Source organism: Saccharopolyspora antibiotica, from assembly GCF_047200635.1.
Taxonomy (GTDB): domain Bacteria; phylum Actinomycetota; class Actinomycetes; order Mycobacteriales; family Pseudonocardiaceae; genus Saccharopolyspora_C.
Genome location: NZ_JBJZOI010000020.1, coordinates 99,565 through 122,059 on the forward strand (window position 1 = coordinate 99,565; position 22,495 = coordinate 122,059).

General features: G+C 73.5%; 23 protein-coding genes. 8 read left to right on the plus strand and 15 right to left on the minus strand.

The features are described from left to right. Nucleotides 1-93: 93 nt before the first annotated feature. The 10 genes from ACL03H_RS17870 to mbhE all read right to left on the minus strand — a co-directional run bounded on the left by ACL03H_RS17870 (nucleotide 94) and on the right by mbhE (nucleotide 9,056). Nucleotides 94-1,389, minus strand: coding sequence for an amidohydrolase (locus ACL03H_RS17870; RefSeq protein WP_412812385.1), 1,296 nt, complete (start codon nucleotides 1,387-1,389; stop codon nucleotides 94-96). Nucleotides 1,390-1,890: 501 nt separating this feature from the next. Continuing rightward, a complete protein-coding gene (locus tag ACL03H_RS17875; protein ID WP_412812386.1) occupies nucleotides 1,891-2,193 on the minus strand; it encodes a hypothetical protein in 303 nt (100 codons plus the stop codon). 125 nt (nucleotides 2,194-2,318) lie between these two features. Then, complete coding sequence (locus ACL03H_RS17880; RefSeq protein ID WP_412812387.1) at nucleotides 2,319-2,852, minus strand: hypothetical protein; 534 nt, start codon at nucleotides 2,850-2,852, stop codon at nucleotides 2,319-2,321. Between the two features lie 126 nt (nucleotides 2,853-2,978). Then, nucleotides 2,979-3,326: a monovalent cation/H(+) antiporter subunit G gene (mnhG, locus tag ACL03H_RS17885; RefSeq protein ID WP_412812388.1), complete on the minus strand. Its 348-nt coding sequence runs from the start codon at nucleotides 3,324-3,326 to the stop codon at nucleotides 2,979-2,981. Continuing rightward, nucleotides 3,323-3,589, minus strand: a complete 267-nt coding sequence (locus ACL03H_RS17890; RefSeq protein WP_412812389.1) for a monovalent cation/H+ antiporter complex subunit F — start codon at nucleotides 3,587-3,589, stop codon at nucleotides 3,323-3,325. The genes mnhG and ACL03H_RS17890 overlap by 4 nt, the downstream gene beginning before the upstream one ends. After that, entirely contained in the window at nucleotides 3,589-4,155 is a 567-nt protein-coding gene (locus tag ACL03H_RS17895; RefSeq protein WP_412812390.1) for a Na+/H+ antiporter subunit E, read from the minus strand. Before ACL03H_RS17895 ends, ACL03H_RS17890 begins: the two co-directional genes overlap by 1 nt. Further along, nucleotides 4,152-5,684 (minus strand): Na+/H+ antiporter subunit D, encoded by a 1,533-nt coding sequence (locus ACL03H_RS17900; protein ID WP_412812391.1) that lies wholly within the window; start codon nucleotides 5,682-5,684, stop codon nucleotides 4,152-4,154. The genes ACL03H_RS17895 and ACL03H_RS17900 overlap by 4 nt, the downstream gene beginning before the upstream one ends. Continuing rightward, entirely contained in the window at nucleotides 5,681-6,100 is a 420-nt protein-coding gene (locus ACL03H_RS17905; protein ID WP_412812426.1) for a Na(+)/H(+) antiporter subunit C, read from the minus strand. Before ACL03H_RS17905 ends, ACL03H_RS17900 begins: the two co-directional genes overlap by 4 nt. 8 nt (nucleotides 6,101-6,108) lie before the next feature. Beyond that, nucleotides 6,109-6,678: an MnhB domain-containing protein gene (locus tag ACL03H_RS17910; protein ID WP_412812392.1), complete on the minus strand. Its 570-nt coding sequence runs from the start codon at nucleotides 6,676-6,678 to the stop codon at nucleotides 6,109-6,111. Then, a complete protein-coding gene (mbhE, locus tag ACL03H_RS17915; protein ID WP_412812393.1) occupies nucleotides 6,675-9,056 on the minus strand; it encodes a hydrogen gas-evolving membrane-bound hydrogenase subunit E in 2,382 nt (793 codons plus the stop codon). Before mbhE ends, ACL03H_RS17910 begins: the two co-directional genes overlap by 4 nt. Before the next feature lie 499 nt (nucleotides 9,057-9,555). Between mbhE and ACL03H_RS17920 the strand changes: the two genes are divergently transcribed. The 5 genes from ACL03H_RS17920 (at nucleotide 9,556) to ACL03H_RS17940 (ending at nucleotide 15,121) form a co-directional block, all read left to right on the plus strand. Continuing rightward, nucleotides 9,556-11,262, plus strand: a complete 1,707-nt coding sequence (locus ACL03H_RS17920; RefSeq protein WP_412812394.1) for a serine/threonine-protein kinase — start codon at nucleotides 9,556-9,558, stop codon at nucleotides 11,260-11,262. Nucleotides 11,263-11,405: 143 nt separating this feature from the next. Beyond that, complete coding sequence (locus ACL03H_RS17925) at nucleotides 11,406-12,209, plus strand: purine-nucleoside phosphorylase (RefSeq protein WP_412812395.1); 804 nt, start codon at nucleotides 11,406-11,408, stop codon at nucleotides 12,207-12,209. Between the two features lie 45 nt (nucleotides 12,210-12,254). Further along, the gene (locus ACL03H_RS17930) at nucleotides 12,255-13,922 is read left to right on the plus strand and encodes a phospho-sugar mutase (RefSeq protein ID WP_412812396.1); all 1,668 of its coding nucleotides are present in this window, start codon (nucleotides 12,255-12,257) and stop codon (nucleotides 13,920-13,922) included. Nucleotides 13,923-13,963: 41 nt separating this feature from the next. Next, a complete protein-coding gene (locus ACL03H_RS17935) occupies nucleotides 13,964-14,416 on the plus strand; it encodes a flavodoxin family protein (RefSeq protein WP_412812397.1) in 453 nt (150 codons plus the stop codon). A gap of 357 nt (nucleotides 14,417-14,773) precedes the next feature. Beyond that, a complete protein-coding gene (locus ACL03H_RS17940; protein ID WP_412812398.1) occupies nucleotides 14,774-15,121 on the plus strand; it encodes a hypothetical protein in 348 nt (115 codons plus the stop codon). A 48-nt stretch (nucleotides 15,122-15,169) separates the two neighbouring features. On the opposite strand, the gene ACL03H_RS17945 is transcribed toward ACL03H_RS17940, so the two are convergent. The 5 genes from ACL03H_RS17945 to ACL03H_RS17965 form a co-directional block, all read right to left on the minus strand. Continuing rightward, nucleotides 15,170-16,333 (minus strand): glycosyltransferase family 2 protein, encoded by a 1,164-nt coding sequence (locus tag ACL03H_RS17945; RefSeq protein ID WP_412812399.1) that lies wholly within the window; start codon nucleotides 16,331-16,333, stop codon nucleotides 15,170-15,172. A 79-nt stretch (nucleotides 16,334-16,412) separates the two neighbouring features. After that, nucleotides 16,413-16,793, minus strand: a complete 381-nt coding sequence (locus tag ACL03H_RS17950; protein WP_412812400.1) for a type II toxin-antitoxin system death-on-curing family toxin — start codon at nucleotides 16,791-16,793, stop codon at nucleotides 16,413-16,415. A gap of 14 nt (nucleotides 16,794-16,807) precedes the next feature. Beyond that, complete coding sequence (locus ACL03H_RS17955) at nucleotides 16,808-17,014, minus strand: type II toxin-antitoxin system VapB family antitoxin (RefSeq protein ID WP_412812401.1); 207 nt, start codon at nucleotides 17,012-17,014, stop codon at nucleotides 16,808-16,810. 50 nt (nucleotides 17,015-17,064) lie between these two features. Beyond that, nucleotides 17,065-17,688, minus strand: coding sequence for a uracil phosphoribosyltransferase (upp, locus tag ACL03H_RS17960; protein WP_412812402.1), 624 nt, complete (start codon nucleotides 17,686-17,688; stop codon nucleotides 17,065-17,067). 79 nt (nucleotides 17,689-17,767) lie between these two features. Then, the gene (locus ACL03H_RS17965; protein ID WP_412812403.1) at nucleotides 17,768-18,901 is read right to left on the minus strand and encodes a glutathione-independent formaldehyde dehydrogenase; all 1,134 of its coding nucleotides are present in this window, start codon (nucleotides 18,899-18,901) and stop codon (nucleotides 17,768-17,770) included. Nucleotides 18,902-19,038: 137 nt separating this feature from the next. On the opposite strand from ACL03H_RS17965, the gene deoC reads away from it, so the two are divergent. Genes deoC through ACL03H_RS17980 form a run of 3 tightly spaced genes read left to right on the plus strand, consistent with a single transcriptional unit; the run spans nucleotide 19,039 to nucleotide 22,326 of the window. Next, on the plus strand, nucleotides 19,039-20,013 hold the full coding sequence (gene deoC / locus ACL03H_RS17970) for a deoxyribose-phosphate aldolase (protein ID WP_412812404.1): 975 nt from the start codon (nucleotides 19,039-19,041) through the stop codon (nucleotides 20,011-20,013). Further along, complete coding sequence (locus ACL03H_RS17975; RefSeq protein WP_412812405.1) at nucleotides 20,010-21,443, plus strand: aldehyde dehydrogenase family protein; 1,434 nt, start codon at nucleotides 20,010-20,012, stop codon at nucleotides 21,441-21,443. The genes deoC and ACL03H_RS17975 overlap by 4 nt, the downstream gene beginning before the upstream one ends. Further along, nucleotides 21,433-22,326, plus strand: coding sequence for an aldehyde dehydrogenase family protein (locus tag ACL03H_RS17980; RefSeq protein WP_412812406.1), 894 nt, complete (start codon nucleotides 21,433-21,435; stop codon nucleotides 22,324-22,326). Before ACL03H_RS17975 ends, ACL03H_RS17980 begins: the two co-directional genes overlap by 11 nt. Nucleotides 22,327-22,495: the final 169 nt, after the last annotated feature.

Genomic DNA, 22,495 nt, shown 5'->3' on the forward strand with positions numbered 1-22,495 from the left:
CCGCCTCCCGCCACGCGTCCACTCCGGACACGGCGTCGAGTCCTCCGTTGCTCGGTGTCCTGCGCGGCTCCGGGCCGCGAGAGTCCACTACCGTCACGCCACGCCTCCCGACGTGCATCGCTCGCGGACCGGGCCGGAGAGCTGCTCCGTCCCGGCCGCGGGGGGCTTCCCGGTTCGAACCGGGCGGTCGTGGGCCGAGGACGCCAGCCGCGCCCGCAGCCCGGGTTCGGTCGCCGCCGCCACGGCCGTCCACGCCATCGCCAGCGCTCCGTCGAGCACGGCGCGATCGGCGGACGGCGTCGCGCAGGCGGCGGCGAACTCCGCCTGGTGGGTGACGGCGTCACCGCAGTCCAGCGCGATCATCGGGTGGATCGCGGGCAGCAGCTGGGTCACGTTGCCCATGTCGGTGCTCCCGATGACCCGATCGGCCTGGCCGGAGCGCGGCACCGGCTGCCTGCCGAGCTCGGTGATGGCCCGGCGGTACGCCTCGGAAAGGCCTTCGTCGCAGCTCAGCTCGGCGTACACCGGCGAGACCTGCACGACCTCGTGGGTGCAGCCGGTCGCCGTCGCACCCGCCTCGAAGCAGGCCCGGATGCGGTTCTCCAGGCGCTCCAAGGAAGGCGACCCGGCGGCCCGCAGGTTGTACATCGCCGCGGTGTTCGCGGGCACGACGTTCGGTGCGGCGCCGCCTGCCGTGACGATACCGTGCACCATCTGGCCGGGTTCGAGGTGCTGGCGCAGCAGCCCGACCGCCACCTGGGCGACGGTGAGCGCGTCGGCCGCGTTGACGCCGAGCTCGGGCGCGGCGGCGGCGTGCGCGGCCCGGCCCGAGTACCGCACCTCCAGGTCGTTGATGGCCAGCGAGCGGGGCGCGCAGACCTCCTCCGGGCCGGGGTGCACCATCATCGCCATCGCGAGCCCGTCGAAGGCACCGCGCTCGATCATGAGCACCTTGCCGCCGCCGAGCTCCTCGGCCGGGGTGCCGAGCACCCGGACGGTGATGCCGAGCTCGTCGGCGACCTCGGCCAGCGCGAGCGCGGCACCGACCGCTGCGGCGGCGATGATGTTGTGCCCGCAGGCGTGCCCGATCTCGGGCAGCGCGTCGTACTCCGCGCAGATGCCGATGACGAGATCCCCGCCGCCGCGATCGGCGGTGAAAGCGGTGTCCAGGCCCGCGACCGGCGTCCGGACCTCGAAGCCGTGCTCGGCGAGCAGCCCGGCGACGGCGGCCGAGCTCCGGTGCTCGGCGAACGCGGTCTCGGGCTCGGCGTGCAGCCGGCGGGCGAGCTCGACGAGGGCGGGCTCGTGGCGCCGCACGGCGTCCCGGCAGAGCTGTCGGGCCCGCGCGTCGGCGGAGCGCTCCTCGGAGGCGGTCGGTTCCTGGTTCATGTGCGAACCATCCTGCACGATTCCCGGAGCGCCGAACGCCGCACCCGAGTCGCCGAACGCCAGCCGGTCGGCGGATTGCGCTCAGCGGTGACCGGTGTTCAGTCCGGGAGTAGAAGTTCCGCGTTCAACTTCTTCGGCGGATTTCAGCCGGCCAGGAGAGCGCCGCGCACCACTGCGCGGCTCGGGCGGCGAATTCCCCGGCATCGGCCCGAGCGGACGGTCGGGCATCCGAGGCGGCGGACGGGAGCGGGAGGGTGTGGGCCGGCACCGGTCGGGGGGCTTCCCGGTGCCGGCCCACGTCTGCGAGGGGTGAAACCCCAACTGGTGCACCGTCCCGCCGAGAGCGCGAGGCGTCCCGGAGGATGCCCGCACATCTCGTGCAGTTGTGAAAATCCCACAGGTTAGCCCGCCAGGTCCAGGCCATAGCCCGAAATCTTCGGAAAGAATGCCGAAAACCGACCGCGTCGCCCTTTTCGCCAGAGCGGTGGGTGAGGGAAAGCCCTACCTCTTCCACTTGAAGCTGAACACCGGGCGCTTGCGCGCCTTCCTGGAGAGCAGGACCGCCGCGATGAGCGCGATGCCCGCGATGCCGATCACGAGCCGCTGCTTGTCCTCCGCCGCGCTCCGACCACCGTCGAGGTCCGGCCCGGGCGGCGCGGTGGGCTCGTCCTGAGCGACCGTCGCGGTCGCGGCGGCGGGCGCCGGCGGCGCGGTCGCGGCCAGCGCGGTGTCCCCGGCCGACGGCGAGAGCAGCAGGACTCCCCCGAGCGCCAGAGCCCCGAGCAGTCGCCCCATGCGTGCCATCAGCTCTCCACACCTCTCCACGCAGCGCTTCGCGGCGGCGGGCCGCCGCACCAGGCCATTTGATCACATCGCGCGGGGCCGACGCTGCCCCGCGCGCGAGGTTGCCCGGATCGTCGCAACACCGCTCACCCGGTGATGTAGGCGCCCAACCCCTGCTTGCCGCAGGTCGCCTGCTGACGGTCCTTCGGGGTCATCGCGCAGCTGTAGCCCTCGAAGCTGGCGAATCGCCCGCTGCCCTCGTACTGGTCCGCGGGAAGCGACAGGTACTTCCTCATCACCCGTTCGGACTCGGCGCAGCCCAGGGACGAACCGCTGTCCCTGGTGGCGTAGACGCGGTAGCTGGTGCCCGCCTTGTTGGTGATGGTCCCGCACCGCTGGTCGGAGGTGTCCGGCTGCGAGGTCGGCTGCTCCGGCTCCTGCTCGCTGGTCTCGGTTTCGGAGGGCACCGTGCCGGTGCTGGTGGCCCCGCCCCCCTGCTCCCCGGTCGGGCGAACGTCGGCGGACGTCGGCTCGGCGGTCGTCGGGGGCGCGGGTTCGAGGGCCTGCGGAACCGTCACCACCGCGGGCGGTTCCGGAGCTGGGGCGGCTACCGGTGCGCTGCCGCACCCGGCGAGGCAGAGCCCCGCGATCGTCGCCGCGGCGATCGGTCCGATGCGCATGGCCACTGCTGCTCCTCGTTCCCCGTGCTGCCCTGGTGTGCGGGAAGACGCTCCTCGCGCATCGCGGTTGGCCGGTCGTGAGACACCGCACACCCTCCGAGGCGAACGGTACCGGCAGCGACGGGCTCAGCCGCCGTCGCGTTCGCGCTCGATGCGCTCGCCCATCTCGTCGATCACCAGGGTCTCCCGCCGGATGCTGTCGGTGCGGTACGCCGCGCGCCCGACCAGCTGGGCCAGCACCGGCGCCGTGAGCATCTGGAAGAGCGCGACCAGGCCGAGCGCCACCGAGTTGTTGAGGTCCAGCCGCAGGGCGGTGCCGATGAGGATCAGGATCAGCCCGAGCGTCTGGGGCTTCGTCGCGGCCTGCAAGCGGGCGGTGACGTCCGGGAAGGTCAGCAGCCCGATCGACCCGAGCAGGCAGGACAGCGCCCCGAGCACCAGGCAGCTCCCGGAGATCACATCGAGCCAGTTCACCGGTACGGCTCCTTCTTCTCGACGAGGCGGGCCACGCTGATCGAGCCGATGAAGGTCAGCAGCGCGAACGCCGCCAGCAGCGCGATGTTGGAGCTGTCCCGCAGCCACCCCATGCTCACGCAGGTCCCGGCGACGATGAGGGTGAGGATCACGTCCAGCGCCACGATCCGGTCCAGCGTCGAGGACCCCAGGATCAGCCTGATCAGGGACAGCAGCACCGCCAGGCACAGCAGCGCGAAGGTCACGGCGAACACGACGTCCATCAGGGTCCCTCCTCGGCGATCCCGGCGTCCCGCGCGACGCGGCTGACGATCTCCAGCTCCCGCGCGGAGCCGACGGCCCGCACGATCCGCCGCTCCAGCCCGAGGACGTCGCGGCGCACCGCGTCCTCGCCGCCGGCGCGCATCCCGAGCGCGTAGACGTAGCAGGTGCGCCGCACGCGGTCGATCTGCAGCACGAACTTGCCGGGCGCCAGCGACACGGCGTTGGCGACCATCGCGGTCAGGTGGTCGGAGTCGGTCAGCAGCGTCACGGAGACGATGCCCGCGGTGGTCCGCGGACCGTGCCGCAGCGCCTGCCACGACACCCGCGCGGTGGAGACCACGAGGTCCGCGGCCAGGTACGCGATCAGCCGCAGCAGCGCCAGCGGCCGCACCACCATGTTGGTGGTCACGGGGGGCAGCGGGAACAGCACGCTGATCAGCAGCGCGACCAGCAGTCCGAACAGGACGGTGCCGGGATCCAGCCGGCCCCACAGCAGGATCCAGACGGCGGTCAGCCACAGCACCAGCGGCACCCGGCGCAGGGCCCGGCGGGCGGGAGAGGTCATCGGGCGGCACCTCCCAGCACCGCTTCGCGGTAGGTGTCGCCGTGCATCAGGTCCTCGGCCGCCCGCGCGCTCACCGCGGCCAGCGGGCCGGCGACCAGGGCGATGACGACGCTCGCGGTGACCAGCACCCCGGTGGCGGCCACCATCGGGCGGGTGGAGTTCCCGGTGCCGACCACGAGCTCGTCGTCGGGGTCCGGATCCGGTTCGGGCGCTCGCACCTGGCCCCAGAACGCGCGGGTCCACACCCGGGCGACCGCGTACAGGGTGAGCAGGCTGGTCAGGATCGTTCCGGCCGTGACCACGTAGGCGGTCGGGGTTCCGGCGGCGATGCCCGCCTGCAGCAGCGCCAGCTTCGCGACGAAGCCGGAGAACGGCGGCACCCCGGCGAGGCTCAGCGCGGGCAGCGCGAACAGCACCGCGATCATCGGCGCGGCCTTGGCCAGCCCGCCCATCCGGCTCAGCGCGACGGTACCGGTGTGCCGCGTGATCAACCCGCTGACCAGGAACAGCGTGGCCTGCACGGTGATGTGGTGCACCACGTAGAGGATCACCCCGGTCAGGCCGGTGACGTCGTAGACGCCGAGCCCGAACAGCATGTACCCGATGTGGCTGACCAGCAGGAACGACAGCATCCGGTTGAGGTCGTTCTGCGCGAGGGCGCCCAGTGCGCCGACCAGCATGGTGATCAGGGCGATCACCAGCATCAGCGTCCAGGTGTGGTCGTGGCTGAACACCAGCGTCTGGGTGCGGATCAGCGCGTAGATGCCGACCTTGGTGAGCAGCCCGGCGAACACGGCCGTGACCGGCGCGGGCGCGGTCGGGTAGCTGTCGGGCAGCCAGAAGTGCAGCGGCACCATCGCCGCCTTCACCCCGAACACGATCACCATCAGCAACCCGAGCGCCACCTGCAGGCCCTCCGGCAGCTGCGCGACCTTGCCGCCGAGATCGGCCAGGTTCACCGTGGCCGTCGCGGCGTACACCAGCGCGATCATGGTGATGAACAGCAGCGAGGACGTGAGGCTGACGATCACGTAGGTCATGCCCGCGCGCACCCGGCTGGCCGTGGTGCGCCGCGTGATCAGCACGTACGAGGAGGACAGCATGATCTCGAAGGCGACGAACAGGTTGAACAGGTCGCCCGCGAGGTAGGCCAGCGACACCCCGGCGCAGAGCACCAGGTACATCGGGTGGAACGTCGTGCTGGCGCGCTCCCGGCCGTAGTCGGTGAGCCGCTGCCCGATCGAGTAGATCAGCACCGCGAGGGTCACCACCGCGGACACGACGAGCAGCAGCGCGGAGAGCCGGTCGGCGATGAGCGTGATGCCCGCGGGCGCCGCCCAGCCGCCGACCTGCAGCACCACCGGGCCGGTGCGGTCGGTGACGTAGAGCAGGAACGCGGCGTCGGCGATGATCGCCGCGAGCACCACGAGCCCGATGATGCGCTGGAAGTCGGCGAACCGGCCCAGCGCGAGCGACATCCCGGCGGCGGCCAGCGGCAGCAGGACCGGCAGGGCGACGAGGACGGTCACCTGGTGGCCTCCCGTTCCATCTCGTCCTCCACTGTTTCGTCCTCGGACTCCGCGAGCCTGCGTTCGAGCCGCCGGATCCGGCGGTCCTCGACGTCGTCGCGCACCTCGTCGTGCCCGAGCAGGACCCAGGACCGGTAGGCGAGGGCGAGCAGGAAGGTGGTGAGCGCGAACGTGATGACGATCGCCGTCAGCGCCATGGCCTGCGGCAGCGGATCGGTCATCTGCTCCGGTCCGGCGGAGCCGAGGATCGGCGCTCGCCCGGGCGGGCCGCCGGCCAGCTGCAGCAGCAGGTTGGCGCCGTGCCCGACGATCACCGTGCCGATCAGGATCCGCATCAGCGAGCGCTGCATGAGCAGGTAGAACCCGGCCGAGTAGAGCGCGGCGAGCACGATCGCCATGGTCAGGTTGACGGTGATGTCGGTGGTCACGCCTGCCCCCTCTCCGCTGCGAGCGCGTCGGCTTCGATGCCGGACCCGAGGGTCCGCAGCAGGTCGAGCACCACCCCGACGATCAGCAGGTAGACGCCGATGTCGAGCACGATGCTGGTCACGAACTTGATCTCTCCCAGCAGCGGGAGGCTGATCTTGTAGATCGCGCTCTCCAGCAGCTGGCCGCCGACCAGCAGCGGGACGAAACCGGTGAGGGTGGCGATGGTGAGCCCCAACCCGATCAGCACCGGCGGGCGGAGCGAGATGATCGCGCTGTCGTCCATCCGGCCGCCCGCGAGGTAGCGCAGCGCGAACGCCTGACCGGCGACGAGGCCGCCGCTGAACCCGCCGCCCGGGCGGTCGTGCCCGGCGAACAGCAGGTAGATCGACAGCACCAGCACGGTGGGGAACACGATCCGCGCCGCGAGTTCGAGGAGCACGGCCCGCTCCCGGCCGTCCCGGGGGAAGCCGGACAGCAGCCAGCGCTCCCGCGGGGCGTCCCAGGCGGTCCACGGTGCGCCGGGTCGCTGCCCGTTGCGGGCGGCGGTGTTCCGGGGGTCGCTCATTCCTGCACCTCCTCGTGGCGCCCGCCGCTCCCCGAGACCGCGGCGGGGCGGTCGGCGAGGGCGGTGTTGGAGGCGCTGCGCGAGCTGCGGCGCCTGCGATCGAAGCGGGAGGCCAGCACGAGGCTGGCGACGCCGGTGGCGGCGACGGCGAGCACCGAGATCTCGCCGACCGTGTCGAAGGCGCGGAAGTCCACCAGGATCGCGTTCACGACGTTGGTGGCGCCCGCGCCCTTCTCGGACTGCGCGAGGAAGTCGGCGCTGGCGTCCGGCGGGGCCTGGCGGGCGGCGCTGAACAGCACCGCGGCCACCGCGATCACCACGCCACCGGCGACCGACAGCGCCAGCTTCGGCCAGCGCAGCGAGCGGGCCGCGTCGCCCTTGGTGAAGCGCGCGGGCAACCGCCGCAGCGCGAACACGAAGGCCACCATAGTCAGCGTCTCCACCAGGAACTGCGCGAGCGCCAGGTCCGGTCCCCCGTCGACGATGAACAGCCCGCCGATGCCGTAACCGATCACGCCGACCAGCAGCACCGCGGTGAGCCTGCGCTTGGCCCGCACCACCGCGATCGCCGCGATGAGCACCAGCAGCGCCAGCGGGATCTGCAGCACGTTGTGGTACAGCACCATGTCCGGCGGCAGGTGCAGGTGGGCCAGCAGCACCGAGCCGGGGACCAGGAGCACCGTGAGCAGCAGGATCGAGAGGTAGGTCGGCAGCGAACCGACCTGGGTGCGACCGGTGACGCCGACCGCGGTCCGCTCCAGCAGCGCCATGATCCGCTCGTAGCCGCGCTGGGCGTTGAGCGGCTTGGGCAGCGCGTCGCGCAGCGCGGTCAGCCGGGCGCGCCGCGCGTGCGCCCAGAGCCCGCCGGCCACCGCGATGATCGAGAACAGCAGCGGCAGCTCGAAGCCGTGCCAGAGCTCCAGGTGCGGGACCTCGGTCCCGGTGCCGTAGGAGGCCGCGTAGGCCCCGGCGAGCTCGTCGGTCAGCGGGTAGCCGACGCCGAGCACCACCCCGGCGAACGCGGGGATCGCGGCGGGCACCAGCAGCGTTCCGTTCGGCGGCGCCGCGGAGGTCGCCGCGACCCCGGGCTTGTCCGCGAACGCGCCCCAGAGCATCCGGGCGCTGTAGGCGACGGTGAACACCGAGCCCAGGACCAGCACGAGATCGATGAGCAGCCCGGTTCCACCGCCGCCGAGGAAGGCCCCGAACGCGGCCTCCTTGCCGAGGAAGCCGAGCATCGGCGGCAGACCCGCCATCGAGGCGGCGGCGAGCACGGCGACCACGGCCAGCGCGGGCATCCGGCGGCCGAGCCCGGACAGCTCCCGCACGTCCCGGGTCCCGGCCTGGTGGTCGACGATGCCGACGACGAGGAACAGCGTCGCCTTGAACAACCCGTGCGCCAGCAGCATCGCGGACCCGGCCAGCGCTGCCGCGTAGGTTCCCTGCCCGACCAGCACCATGAGGAAGCCGAGCTGGCTGACGGTGCCGTAGGCGAGCAGCTTCTTGAGGTCCGTCTCGTGCAGCGCCCGCCAGCCGCCGAGGACCATCGTGATCAGGCCGAACACCGTGATCGGCACGTACCACTGCGGGACGCCCAGGAAGACCGGGCCGAGCCGGGCGACCAGGAAGACCCCGGCCTTGACCATCGAGGCGGCGTGCAGGTAGGCGCTGATCGGGGTGGGCGCGACCATCGCCGTGGGAAGCCAGTTGTGGAACGGCATCTGCGCGGACTTGGTGAGCGCGCCGACGAGGATCAGCGAGGCGGCCACGGCGAGCGGGGCACCGCCCGGCGGGGCGTCGATGATCTCGGAGATGCGGTAGGTGCCCGCCGCCTCACCGAGGACGACGAAGCCCAGCAGCATCACCAGGCCGCCCATCATGGTGATCATGAGCGCTTGCAGCGCGGAGCGCCGCGACTCCCGGCTCACCCCGGCCTGTCCCACCAGCAGGAAGGAGCAGATGGTGGTCAGCTCCCAGAACACGTAGGCGGTGAGCAGGTCGTCGGCGAGGATCAGCCCGAACATCGCGCCCGCGAACGCCAGCAGCAGCGGGGCGGAGCGCTTCGCGTCCCCGCTGCCCGGGGCGAAGTAGCCGATCGAGTAGACCAGCACCAGCACCCCGATGCCCGCGACCAGCAGCGTCATCAGCAGCGCCAGCGCGTCGAGGCGGAAGGTGAACTCCAGGCCCAGCAGCGGTGACCACGGGACCTCCTCGACCACCGCGTCTCCGCTGAGCACCGCGCCCGCCTTGCTCAGCACCCACACCAGTGCTGCGGCGGGCGGTACCGCGGCGATCGCGAAGGCCGCGCGGGTGTTGCGGCGGGCTACCATCGGCAACGCCAGGGCCACCAGCAGGTGGACGAGGACGAACGCGGACAAGGGCACCTCCTCGGCGAGCCGGCGATCGACGACCGTGGACCGGGCGACCCCGTGGGATTGTTCGTCACCCACGCCGCGCCCACCATCGCGCGGCCCCATCGCGGTGCGACGGGGCCTGCCTGGGAGCACGCTCGACCGCCCTCCGCGCGCGGCGGTGGCCGACTGGTGCGTGACGGGGTCGTCGAGCGGTTGTCTCCCGCCGACGGTGGTCCCGGTCGTGCCCAACTTATCCGAATCGCCCCCTCCGGTCACCCTTGTCGATCAGACCCCGGCCGCGCCTCTGGCGCAGGTCGAACGGGGTTTCCCGTTGCGACCGCCTAAATCTCGCGCCCCCGGGCGATCACCCGGCGGAACCGAACGCGTGGGAAACTTCACCTTTGGTAACACCGCTGTCCCGACCAATGGACTCCAGCAGCGCACGCCGGGTCGTACCCGCTGCTGGCCGGTGCTCGACCGGGCTCGCCCCGGGGCGGTGGGACGGGAGGGGGAGAATGTGCGCGTGCCGACGACTGAGGAAGAGGCCGCGCCCGGCGCGGGCCGGCTGATCGCGGACCGCTACCGGCTGGACCAGCGCATCGGCGGTGGTGCGATGGGCATCGTCTGGGCCGGGACCGATGAGCTGCTGCGCAGGCCGGTCGCGGTGAAGGAGGTGCTGCTGCCCCGGGGAATGCCCGAGGGCGAGGCCGCCGAGCTGCGCGAGCGCGCCCTCCGCGAGGCCCGCGCCATCGCGCTGGTGACCCACCCGAACGTGGTGACGCTCTACGACGTGGCCCGGCACGAGGGCGAGCCGTTCGTCGTCATGGAGCTGGTCCCCTCGCAGAGCCTCGCCGCCGTGCTCAGCGAGCACGGCGCGCTCGGCACCCAGCAGCTCGCCCTCGTCGCCGACGGCGTGGCCGCCGCGCTCGACGCCGCGCACCGGGCCGGGATCGTGCACCGGGACGTCAAGCCGGGCAACGTGCTCATCGGCGACGACGGGCGGATCAAGCTCAGCGACTTCGGCATCTCGCGCAACGTCTCCGAGCACACCATCACGAGCACCGGGATCATGCTGGGCACCCCGGCGTTCATCGCCCCGGAGATCGCTTCCGGCGAGGCGGTGACCGAGGCCGCCGACCTGTGGGGTCTGGGCGCGACGCTGTTCGCCGCCTCCGAGGGCGCCGCGCCGTACGGCACGAACGACGACCCGCTGGCCACGATCACCTCGGTGGTGCGCGGCCCGGTGCCCGCCCCGCAGCGCCTCGGACCGATCGCCGAGATCATCTCGTTGCTGATGGTGAAGGACCCGTCGCGGCGGATCTCCCCCCAGGAGGTGCGCAGGCAGGTGCAGAACCTGCTGCCGCCCTCGGGTTCCCGGCCGTTCGAGATGCTGCTCGACCCGGACGCGCCGACGGTGCAGGTGCGCAAGCCCGCGAGCGCCACCGCGCCGGGGACCGCCGAGGCCGACGCCGACGCCGACGAGGAACCCGCCCAGCTCGCCGCCGATCCGGGGCCGCTGCCGTTCGCGCTCTCCGAGCCGCCGCCCCGGCCCCGCCGGCGGTTCCGCTGGGCCGCGGCCGGGCTGGTGCTGGCCGCGATCGTGCTGTTCGCGGGCTCGGCGGTCGGCGGCTTCGCCGGGACTCGCGCGCTCGCCGGGCGACCGGTGCTGCCCGAGTTCGCGGAGGCCGCCCCGCCCGCTCCCGACGTCGAGCGCCTGGCGCGCTACGTCGACGAGGCCAAGCGCGGCGGCGGCGACCCGGGCGGGGCGTTCGAAGTCGTCGCGCCCGAGGGCTGGGAGGTGTTCCGGGGCAGCCGGAGCAAGCCGGGGCGGAGCATGGTCGTCTACCTGGTCTCGCCGGACGGGCGGGAGGAGGTCGCCGTGGAGCGGTTCCAGAACTACTACGCCGAGGGCTTCACCGCGCAGGACTACATCGAGTCGCTGCCGGAGCGCTCGGCCGGGAAGCACGGCGTGTTCGCGCTGCGCGGCGACCAGTCGATCGGTGGCGTGGAGAGCGAGAGCGGCGAGACCGACCGGCAGCTGACCTACACCAGCGAGCTGGGCGGGCTGATGGGCCCGGCGGTGACCGAGGTGCCGCGGCGAACGAGCTCGCAGCTCATGCCGCGCGGCGGTGATCTGTGGGTGCTGCGGGCCACCAGCCCCGAGGACCAGGGCGAGCGCGCCCAGGAGCTGTTCACCACGGCGCTGGAGGGCTTCCGGATCACCGTCTGATCGCGCTGGCCCCTCCCCCGGCCGCGCGACCGTCGCGGTTCCGGTGACGGGACCTCGGCCGCGCGGTCGGGGACAACGATCAGGACTCGGGTTCGGCGACAGCGAGTCGGCCGCGGGGCCGGTGGTGACTACGCTGGTGGATCGTGACCACTCCCACTGACCCGTTCGCCACCGCCAGCGCCGCCGCGGCCGCCCTCGCCGAGAGCACCGGGGCGGCCCACCACGACATCGCCGTCGTGCTCGGGTCCGGCTGGCGGCCCGCCGCCGAGGAGATCGGCAGCCCGGCCGCCGAAGTGACCATGTCCGACCTGCCCGGTTTCGCGCCGCCGAGCGCGAGCGGGCACAGCGGGCTGATCTGGTCGATCCCCGTCGGGGGCAAGCAGGTGCTGGTGTTCCTGGGGCGCACCCACCTCTACGAGGGCGGGAGCACGGACTCGGTGGTGCACGGGGTGCGCACCGCGGTCGCCGCCGGGTGCGGGACCGTCGTGCTCACCAACGCCGCCGGTGGACTGCGCGAGGGCATGTCGGTCGGGCAGCCGGTGCTGATCAGCGACCACGTGAACCTGACCGCCCGATCCCCGCTGGTCGGGCCGCACTTCGTGGACCTCACCGACCTGTACTCGCCGCGGCTGCGCGGGCTCGCCCGCGAGATCGACGGGACCCTGGAGGAGGGCGTGTACGCCGGGCTGCCCGGGCCGCACTTCGAGACCCCGGCGGAGATCCGGATGCTGCGCTCGGCCGGGGTGGACCTGGTGGGCATGTCGACGGTGGCCGAGGCGATCGCCGCGCGGGCCGCCGGGGCCGAGGTGTTCGGGCTGTCGCTGGTGACGAACCTGGCCGCCGGTCTTTCCGGCCAGCCGCTGAACCACCAGGAGGTGCTCGACGCGGGCCGGGACTCCGCCGGGCGGATGGGCAAGCTCCTGCACGACCTCGTCGAACGATCCTGACCGCTCGATTCCAGAGGCGGTTCCAACACCGGAGGGCGTGACGACGTGGTCAGCACCTGGGAACTCGATCCGGCGGTGGCCGAGGCCGCCCGGGAGTGGATCGACGCGGACGTGGATCCCGCCGCGCGGGCCGAGCTCGAGGAGGTGCTGGCCGCCGCGACGGCGGGCGACCAGGCGGCCGCCGCCGACCTGGCGCGGCGCATGTCCGGCCTGCCCACCTTCGGCACCGCCGGGTTGCGCGGCGCGGTGCGGGCCGGGGCGAACGGCATGAACCGGGCCGTGGTGGTGCGCACCAGCGCCGGGGTCGCCGACTGGCTCACCGGGCAGGGCCACGGGGGCGGGACCGTCGTGGTCGGCCGGGACGCCCGGCACGGCTCGCGGGAGTTCGCCGAGGACGCCGCCGGGGTCTTCGCCGCGGCGGGCTTCGACGTGCGGGTGCTGCCGGGTCCGTTGCCCACCCCGGTGCTCGCGCACGCGACCCGCGCGCTGGAGGCCGTGGCCGGGGTGCAGATCACGGCATCGCACAACCCGCCGCAGGACAACGGCTACAAGCTCTACCTCACCGGCGGCACCCAGCTGATCGGTCCGGCGGACGCGGAGATCGAGCGGTGCATCGCGGCGAGCCCGCCCGCGCGCGAGGTCCCGCGCGCGGCGGACTGGACGGTGCACGAGCGGGCGCTGGCGGACTACCTGCTCCCGATGGCGGCGCTCCCCCGCGGCTCCGCGCGCACCCTGCGGGTGGCCGCGACCGCGCTGCACGGAGTGGGCGCGGAACCGCTGCGGCGCGCGCTGGCGGCGGCCGGGTTCACGGACGTGCACCAGGTCGCCGAGCAGTCCGAACCGGACCCCGACTTCCCCACCGTGGGCTTCCCGAACCCGGAGGAGCCGGGCGCCACCGACCTGCTGCTGGCGCTGGCCGCCGAGGTCGGCGCGGATCTCGCGATCGCGCTGGACCCCGACGCGGACCGCTGCGCGCTGGGCGTCCGCGACGGGGACGGCTGGCGGATGCTGCGCGGGGACGAGACCGGGGTGCTGCTCGGCGAGCACGTGCTCGCCGGGCTGGACCGCGCGGCGGAGCCGGATCCGCTGGTGGCGACCACGATCGTCTCCTCGACGATGTTGCGCTCGATCGCCGCGCGCCACGGTGCCCGCTTCGACGAGACGCTGACCGGCTTCAAGTGGCTGGTCCGCTCCGGTGACGGCCGAGGCACCGGGCTGGTGTACGCCTACGAGGAGGCGCTGGGGCACTGCGTCGACCCGCGGCGGGTGCGGGACAAGGACGGCATCTCGGCCGCCGTGCTGGCCTGCGACCTGGCCGCGACGCTGCGCGCGGCGGGCCGGGGCCTGCCCGACCTGCTCGACGAGCTCTCGACCGAGCACGGGGTCCACCGCACCGGCCAGGTCTCGGTGCGCGTCACCGACCTCGACGTGATCGCGGAGACGATGCGCGGGCTGCGCGCCGAACCGCCCACCGAGCTGGCCGGCACCGCGGTGTCGGTGCGGGACCTGCTGCCGAGGACCGACGGGCTGCTGATCACCGGTGCGGGCGGGCTGCGGCTGGTGATCCGCCCGTCCGGCACCGAGCCGAAGCTCAAGTGCTACTTCGAGGTGGTCGAGGACGCCGGGCGGGACCTGGCGGCGGCGAAGCTGCGGGCCGGGGAGCGGCTCGCCGGGCTGGAGGCGGCGGTGGCGGAGCTCGTCACCCCCGGCTGACCGGGTTGGGCGCGCTCCGGGGCGGACCTACACTCCGGGTGATGCCGAGATTGCTGATCGTCCACCACACGCCGTCGCCCGGGATGCAGGCGATGTTCGAGCAGGTCGTGGCGGGGGCGACCACCGACGAGATCGAGGGCGTCGAGGTGGTGCGCAAGGCCGCGCTGGCCGCCACGGCCGCCGACGTGCTCGCCGCCGACGGCTACCTGCTGGGGACCCCGGCCAACCTGGGTTACATCAGCGGGGCGCTCAAGCACTTCTTCGACACCGTGTACTACCCGTGCCTGGACTCGACGGCCGGGCGCCCGTTCGGCTGCTACGTGCACGGCAACGAGGGGACCGAGGGCGCGGTGCGCGCGCTGGGGACGATCACCACGGGGCTGGCCTGGAAGCAGGTCGCCGCACCGCTCTGCCTGTCCGGAACGCCGGATCCGGCGGGCCTGGCCGCGTGCTGGGAGCTCGGCGCCACGGTCGCGGCCGTGCTCGCGGAGTGAGGCGCCTCCGATCTTGCAGCGCGACCCCCGGTCGCCCGCTCGATCTTCGCCCACCGGACGGTCGGGGCGTGCTTTTTCCCTCAACAGGGCCGAAACCCCCCTGTTGATCTTGATCGAAAATCACCCGCTAAGGTGATCAAGGCCGTGCGGGACGCGCACCCGAGCGGCCACCGGGGCGCCCCGGACGAAGCCCGCCTTCCCTCAACTGTCGTGCCGAGTCCGGGGCGTCCTTCCCGTTCGCGGGCCCGCCGGAACCCGGGCCGCCCCCGCGCGGCGGTGAAGCCTGCCCTGCCGCCGCCCGGAGGCCTGCCGCCCCGACATTCGACCAGGTCACCGGCCGCGCGTTACCCTTTCACGGTGAGTGAGGAAACGATCGAACTCGAACTCGACGACTCCGGTGTCTCCGTCGACCTGCCGCAGCCCGCGCACCCGCGGGATCAGGTCCACGGAGTGCCCTACCGGCCGGTCGAGTTCCGCGACGACGATCTGCCGACCGCGCTGGAACGGTCCGCCAAGTGGCTGCGCGAAGCGCAGTCCTGGTTGGGCGAGCCGGTGGACGTCATCGCCGTCCACCTGGATTACGACGACCGCAAGGGCGCTCCGTACTACGAGCTGAAGTTGCTCTGCAACGAAGAAGACCTGGCAGGTGCGCCGCTCGCCCTCCGCAAGCACGAGGACGAGGACCACGTCGAAACCGACCGCTGAACGAGGCCGGGGTGCGGCGGCACGCCGCACCCCGGTGCACCAGCGCCCTCAGCCGCCGCGGCGCCCCTTCCAGGACGCGGTGCCGCGCAGCACCCGGACCGCCCCGTCGATCAGGACCCCGCCGAACAGCGCCCCGGTGAACGGCGCCAGCGGCGCCAGCTCGGGCCGGGTGCGCATGGCACGCGCGGTGTGCACGTGCGCGACGCCCTGCGCCGCCCAGCCCACCGCCCCGAGGACGACCAGCGGGACCCGGCCGCTCCGCGCCCCCGCCAGCACCGCGACCGGCGCGGCCAGGGACAGCGCGATCTGCCCGAGGCCGCCGCCGAGCAGCACCGGCACCGACTGCCGGGTACCGGCCACGAAGCTCTTCCGGAACGACGCCCAGCCCTGCGAGAACGGGTCCATCCCCGTCGTCGCGAGGTGGTCCAGCCCGTCCACGGTGCGGGTGACACCGCCGTGGTCGCGGACCGCGGTGGCGATCGCGATGTCCTCGTTGCGCAGCCCGGCCAGCGCGCTCCAGCCGCCGATCTTGTCGTAGTGCGAGCGGCGCAGCAGGAGGCAGTGCCCGATCGCGAAGGCCCTCGCGCCGCGCCCGTCCGGCGAGGCGTTCTCCCCGATCATCTGGAGCCCCGGCGGCATCAGCAGCGGCCAGGCCGCCGAGCGCTCCGGCGGTGGCCCGCCCGGGGTGGAGACGAGGTCCGCGCTCACCTCCTCGGCGGTGGTCAGCAGCCGCGCCAGCAGCTCGGGGCCGAGCGCGGTGTCGGCGTCGACGAACAGCAGCCACTCCCCCGCCTCGGGCGCGCCGGCGGCCTCGACGCCCGCGTGCATGGCGTGCACCTTGCCGGTCCAGCCGGGCGGCGGGCCCTCCACCCGGACCACCGCGACCCGGGGATCGGCCGCCGCGTGCGCGCGGGCGATGTCGCCGGTGCCGTCGGTGGAGCCGTCGTCGACCACCACCACCCGGAGCGCCGCGGGGTCCCGCGCGCCGTAGGACTGGGAGCGGATCCCGCGCAGGCAGGCGTCGAGCACCGCTGCCTCGTCGCGGGCCGGGACGACGACCGTCACCGCGGCCGGCGGGACGTCGCTGGGGCGGGGTTCGCGCAGCCGGACCAGCGAGCGGACCTGGCGGATCGTGCGGACGCTGCGGTAGCAGGCCCCCGCGACCGCACCCCCGAGCAGGGCTGCCGCGACGGCGATTCTTCGTGGAGCCACCACCCCAGCCTGCCACGAATCGGGCGAAACACCCGAGATCTCGGGCGCGAACACCGCGGGAACACCGCGGGGCGCGGAGTCAGGCCTTGGGCTTGGCGGAGCGTTCGAGGAAACCCGCGATCTCGACGAGTTCGCGCTGGTCGCGGCCGACCTCGCGGACCAGGGCGAGCGCCTCGTCCTCGTCGGCCTCGATCCACCAGCCGTTGACGTCGCACATCGCGACCGCGGCGATCCAGCCGAGCCGCCAGTTGCCCTCGACCAGCGGCCGGGTCCGCACCAGGGAGTCCAGCAGGGCGGCCGACTTCAGCCACAACGTCTCGTAGGCGGGCGCCCCGAGCACCTCGGCGCGCGGCCGGTAGGCCGCCGCGTCGAGCAGTCCGCTGTCCCGCACCACCAGGTCACCCCGGGTGACGGCGGTCGCGAGCAGCAGCAGATCGGAAGCGTCGAGGTAGACGAGCACCGATCAATGATCGATCACGCCGACCCGAGCTTGTCCAGCAATCCCCGGTAGTGCGGCAGCACCCGCTGCACCACGTCGCCGAGCTGCTGGTCCTTGCGCTGCCTGGCCCACCGCTCGGCGAGCGCGGCGCGCACGATCTCCTGCTTGGAGCGCCCCTCGGCGGCCGCGAGTTCCGCCAGCCGATCGCTCTCCTCGTCGGTCAGCCGCAGTGTCATCGCCATGCCCGGATGGTATCGCGCTGATACCACCCGGACCAGGGCGCGGAGCCCGGCTAGACCGCGCCGTACTCGCGGTCCCCGGCGTCGCCGAGGCCGGGGACGATGTAGCCGGACTCGTTGAGCCGCTCGTCCACGCTCGCCGTGACGACGCGCAGCGGCAGCCCGGCCTCCTCCAGGTGCCGCAGGCCCTCGGGCGCGGCGAGGGTGCAGATCGCGGTCACGTCGGTGGCGCCGCGCTCGCCGAGCAGCCGGATGGTGTGCAGCATCGAGCCGCCGGTGGCCAGCATCGGATCCAGCACCAGCACCGGGAGCCCGGAGAGGTCGGCGGGCAGCGACTCCAGGTACGGCGTGGGCTGCAGGGTCTCCTCGTCGCGGGCGAGCCCGACGAAGCCCATCTGCGCCTCCGGGATGAGCCGGTGCGCCTGGTCCGCCATCCCGAGCCCGGCCCGCAGCACCGGCACCAGCAGCGGCGGGTTGGCCAGCCGGTAGCCGGTGGTGCGCGCGACCGGGGTGTGGATGGGCGCCTCGGCGACCTCGGCGTCGCGGGTCGCCTCGTAGATCAGCATGAGGGTGAGTTCTTGCAGCGCCGCGCGGAAGGCCGCGTTCTCCGTGCGCGCATCGCGCATGGTCGACAGCCTCGACTTCGCCAGCGGGTGGTCCACGACCCGAACGTCCATGACCGAGCACAGTAACGGCCGGTCCCGGTACCGCGGTCCGCCCGGCCGCGCCGGTGTGCTCCCCGTCGCCCCGGGGCGGTCAGGGGTGCAGCACGACCTTGGTGTAGCCCTCCACGCGCTGGTCGAACTTGCGGTAGGCGTCCGGCGCGTCGGCCAGCGGGAGCTCGTGCGAGACCACGAAGCTGGGTTCCGCCCGACCCGCGGTGATCAGGTCGCGGAGCTGCCGGTTGTAGCGCTTCACGTTGCACTGCCCGGTCCCGACGACCTGCCCCTTCTCGAACATGGTGCCGATCGCCACCAGCAGCATCCCCTGCTTGGCGTTCTCGTCCGGCCCCCCGGGGTCGGCGGGCACGTACAAGCCCGGCACGCCGAGCCGCCCGGTGGGACGCACGGTGCGGATCAGGGAGTTGAGCACCACGGCGGGCTCCTCGGTGGCCGCGTCGGCGGTGTGCGCCTGGTAGCCCACCGCGTCCACGCCCTTGTCGGTGCCCGCGCCGCCGGTCTGCTCCTTGATCTGCTCCACCGGGTCGCCCGCGCTGAAGTCGATCGGGATCGCGCCGATCTGCTCCGCCTTCGACAGCCGCTCGGGGACGCGGTCGACGGAGTACACCCGGGAGGCCCCGCGCAGCAGCGCCGAGTAGGCGGCCATCAGCCCGACCGGCCCGGCGCCGTACACCGCGCAGGTCTCCCCCGGAGCCACCTGCGCGAGCTCGCAGCCGTGGTAACCGGTGGGGAAGATGTCGGCCAGCAGCACGTAGTCGGCTTCCTTGCTCCCGTCCGGCGGCAGCACCAGGCAGTTGAAGTCGGCGTACGGCACCCGGAGGTACTCGGCCTGCCCACCGGGGTAGGGCCCCATCGACACGTAGCCGTAGGCGCCGCCGGCGAAGCCCGGGTTCACGGTCAGGCAGAACGCCGTGTTGCCCGCCGTGCAGTTCGCGCAGAACCCGCAGGCCACGTTGAACGGCATCACCACGCGGTCCCCTCGCCGCAACCCGTGCACGCCGTCCCCCAGCTCCTCGACGATGCCGAGGTTCTCGTGGCCGAAGACGATGCCGGGCTCAGCGGCGGTCCGCCCCTCGTACATGTGCAGGTCCGATCCGCAGATCGCGGTGGACGTCACCCGCACGATCACGTCGTTCGGGTGCTGGATCGCGGGCCGCTCGACCTCACCGATCTCGACCTCGAACGGTTCGCGGTAGACCACTGCCTTCATCGCCGATCACCTCCGCAACGCCGTGGCGCGCCCCGCGCCGCCTCCCGGCTACCCGGTGAGCAACGGCCCTCCCTCACTCGTCCGGGTGGTCTCCGGAGAGCTTCGGCGGCGCCCGCGGCTGACCTAGACTGCGCGGCATGGTCGAACCACTGCCGGCGCCCGCGGGCGAGCCGCCACCGGAACTCGCCGAGGCCACCCGGGACGAGCACTCGCTGCGCCGCTTCCTGCGCGGACTGCCGGGCGTGGACCAGGTCGGGCTGGAGCAGCGGGCCGCCGGGCTCGGGACCCGCAGCATCAAGAAGGACGCGAAGGCCTGGGCGATCGACACCGCGATCGGGATGGTGGACCTCACCACGCTGGAGGGCGCCGACACCGAGGGCAAGGTGCGCGCGCTGGCGGCGAAGGCCCGCCGCCCGGACGCCGAGTACCCGGACGTGCCCCCGGTCGCCGCGGTCTGCGTGTACCCGGACCTGGCGGCCGCGGCCGTCGAGGCCCTGCGCGGCTCGGGAGTCGGCGTGGCCTCGGTCGCGACGGCGTTCCCCTCCGGCCGCTCCTCCCGGCAGGTCAAGCTCGCCGACGTGGAGCTCGCGGTCGCCGCCGGGGCTTCCGAGGTGGACATGGTCATCGACCGGGGGGCGTTCCTGGCGGGCCGTTACGGCGAGGTGTTCGAGGAGATCCGCGCCGTGAAGGCGGCCTGCGGCTCCGCGCACCTCAAGGTCATCCTGGAGACCGGCGAGCTGGCGACGTACGACAACGTGCGCCGCGCGAGCTGGCTGGCGCTGCTGGCGGGCGGCGACTTCATCAAGACCTCGACCGGCAAGGTGGCCCCGGCGGCCACGCTGCCGGTGACGACGTTGATGCTGCAGGCGGTCCGGGACTGGCGGGACCGCACCGGGCAGCTGCGCGGGGTGAAGCCGGCGGGCGGCATCCGGACCACCAAGGACGCCATGCGCTACCTGGTCGCGGTGCACGAGGTCGCCGGGCCGGAGTGGCTGACCCCGGAACTGTTCCGCTTCGGCGCGTCGAGCCTGCTGGGAGACCTGTTGATGCAACGGCGGACGCAACGCACCGGCCACTACTCGGCCGCGGACTACGTGGCGGTGGACGCATGAGCCCCTGGGAGTACGCGCCCGCGCCGGAATCGGCGGCCGTGGCGAACCTGCGCGAGCGGTACCGGATGTTCGTCGACGGCGAGTTCGCCGACGGCTCCGGCGCCCCGCTGATCACGATCAACCCGGCCACCGGGGATCCGCTGGCCGAGGTCGCCACCGCAGCCGAGTCCGATGTGGATGGCGCGGTGCGGGCGGCACGGCTCGCCTTCGAGCGCAGCTGGGGACCGATGCCCGGCGCCGAGCGGGCGAAGTACCTGTTCCGCATCGCCCGGCTCATCCAGGAGCGCGGCCGCGAGCTCGCGGTGCTGGAGACGCTGGACAACGGCAAGCCCATCAAGGAGTCCCGGGACACCGACGTCCCGACGGCCGCGGCGCACTTCTTCCACCACGCGGGCTGGGCCGACAAGCTCGGCCACGCGGGCCACGGCCCGGACCCGCGGCCGCTGGGCGTGGCGGCGGGGATCATCCCGTGGAACTTCCCGCTGCTCATGCTGGCCTGGAAGATCGCCCCGGCGCTGGCCTGCGGCAACACCGTGGTGCTCAAGCCCGCCGAGACCACGCCGCTGAGCGCGCTGGTGTTCGGCGAGCTGTGCCAGGAGGCCGGGCTGCCGCCGGGCGTGGTGAACGTGCTGCCCGGCGCCGGGGACGTGGGCGCGCGGCTGGCCGCGCATCCGGGCGTCGACAAGGTCGCGTTCACCGGGTCCACCGCCGTGGGCAAGGAGATCCAGCGGACGCTGGCCGGGACCGGGCGGAAGCTGACCCTGGAGCTCGGCGGCAAGGCCGCGAACCTCGTCTTCGACGACGCCCCGCTGGACCAGGCCGTCGAGGGCGTCGTGAACGGCATCTTCTTCAACCAGGGCCAGGTGTGCTGCGCCGGATCCCGGCTGCTGGTGCAGGAATCGGTGGCCGAGGAGTTCCTCGCCAAGCTGCGCGCCCGGGTCGGGACGTTGCGGGTCGGCGACCCGCTGGACAAGAACACCGACGTCGGCGCGATCAACTCCGCCGAGCAGCTGGCCCGCGTCTCCGAGCTCGTCGCGGCCGGGGAGGCGGAGGGCGCGACCCGCTGGAGCAGCCCCTGCCCGCTGCCGGAGCGCGGGTTCTTCTTCGCGCCCACCGTGTTCGCGGAGGTCCACCAGTCGATGCGGATCGCCCGGGAGGAGATCTTCGGCCCGGTGCTGTCGGTGCTGACCTTCCGCACCCCGGACGAGGCGATCGCCAAGGCGAACAACACCCCCTACGGCCTGTCCGCCGGGGTGTGGACGGAGAAGGGTTCGCGCGCCCTGTGGGCGGCCCAGCGGCTGCGCGCCGGGGTCGTGTGGTCCAACACGTTCAACCGCTTCGACCCGACCGCGCCGTTCGGCGGCTACCAGGAGTCCGGGTTCGGCCGCGAGGGCGGCCGCGCCGGTCTGGAGGCATACCTTGACGTCTGAGCACAGCGCCCCGGGCGAGACCTCGCGGCTCGCGGTGGCCAAGACCTGCAAGCTCTACCTCGGCGGCGCGTTCCCGCGCTCGGAGTCCGGCCGGGTGTACCCGGTGCGCGGCGCGGACGGCGCGCTGCTGGCGAACGCGGCGCTGGCCTCCCGCAAGGACGTCCGGGACGCGGTCGCCGCCGCCCGCAAGGCCTTCCCCGGCTGGGCCGGCGCCACCGCCTACAACCGGGGCCAGGTGCTGTTCCGCATCGCCGAGGTGCTGGAGGGCCGCCGCGCCCAGTTCGCCGCCGAGGTCGCGGCCGCCGAGGGCATCGGCGCGGACGCGGCCGGGCGCGCGGTGGACGCCTCGATCGACCGGGTGGTGTGGTTCGCGGGCTGGACGGACAAGATCAGCACCGTGCTCGGCGGGGCGAATCCCGTGGCGGGACCGTACTTCTCGTTCAGCGTGCCCGAGCCGACCGGCGTCGTCGGGGTCCTCGCGCCGCAGGAGTCCTCGTTGCTGGGTCTGGTGAGCGTGCTCGCCCCGGTGCTGGCGACGGGCTGCACCGCGGTCGTGATCACCAGTGCCGAGCGGCCGCTGCCCGCGGTCGCGCTCGCGGAGGTGCTGGCCACCTCGGACGTGCCCGCCGGGGCGGCGAACCTGCTCACCGGGCTGGCGGCCGAGCTCGGCCCGTGGCTGGCCTCGCACGCCGACGTCAACGCCCTCGACCTCACCGGCGCGGATCCGGAACTGCGCCCGGAGCTGGAACGGGCGGCCGCGGGCACGGTGACCCGGGTGCTGCGCGCCCCGCGCGGCGAACCCGACTGGACCGCCGCCCCCGGCCTGGAGCGCCTCCGCGCCTGCACCGAGCTCAAGACCGTCTGGCACCCGATCGGCACCTGAACCGGTGGTCCGCGCGCCCGATCGGCGCGCGGACCCGGCGCGGTTCGTGATCTTCCGATCCGGTCAGCGCGACCCAGCGCCGCGGGTTCCCGGCTGCTTCCTCGCGAGAGCGACCGTTCCGCCGCGCGTCGGCACGCGCCGGGAACGGGTCCCGCGAGGAAGCAGCCGG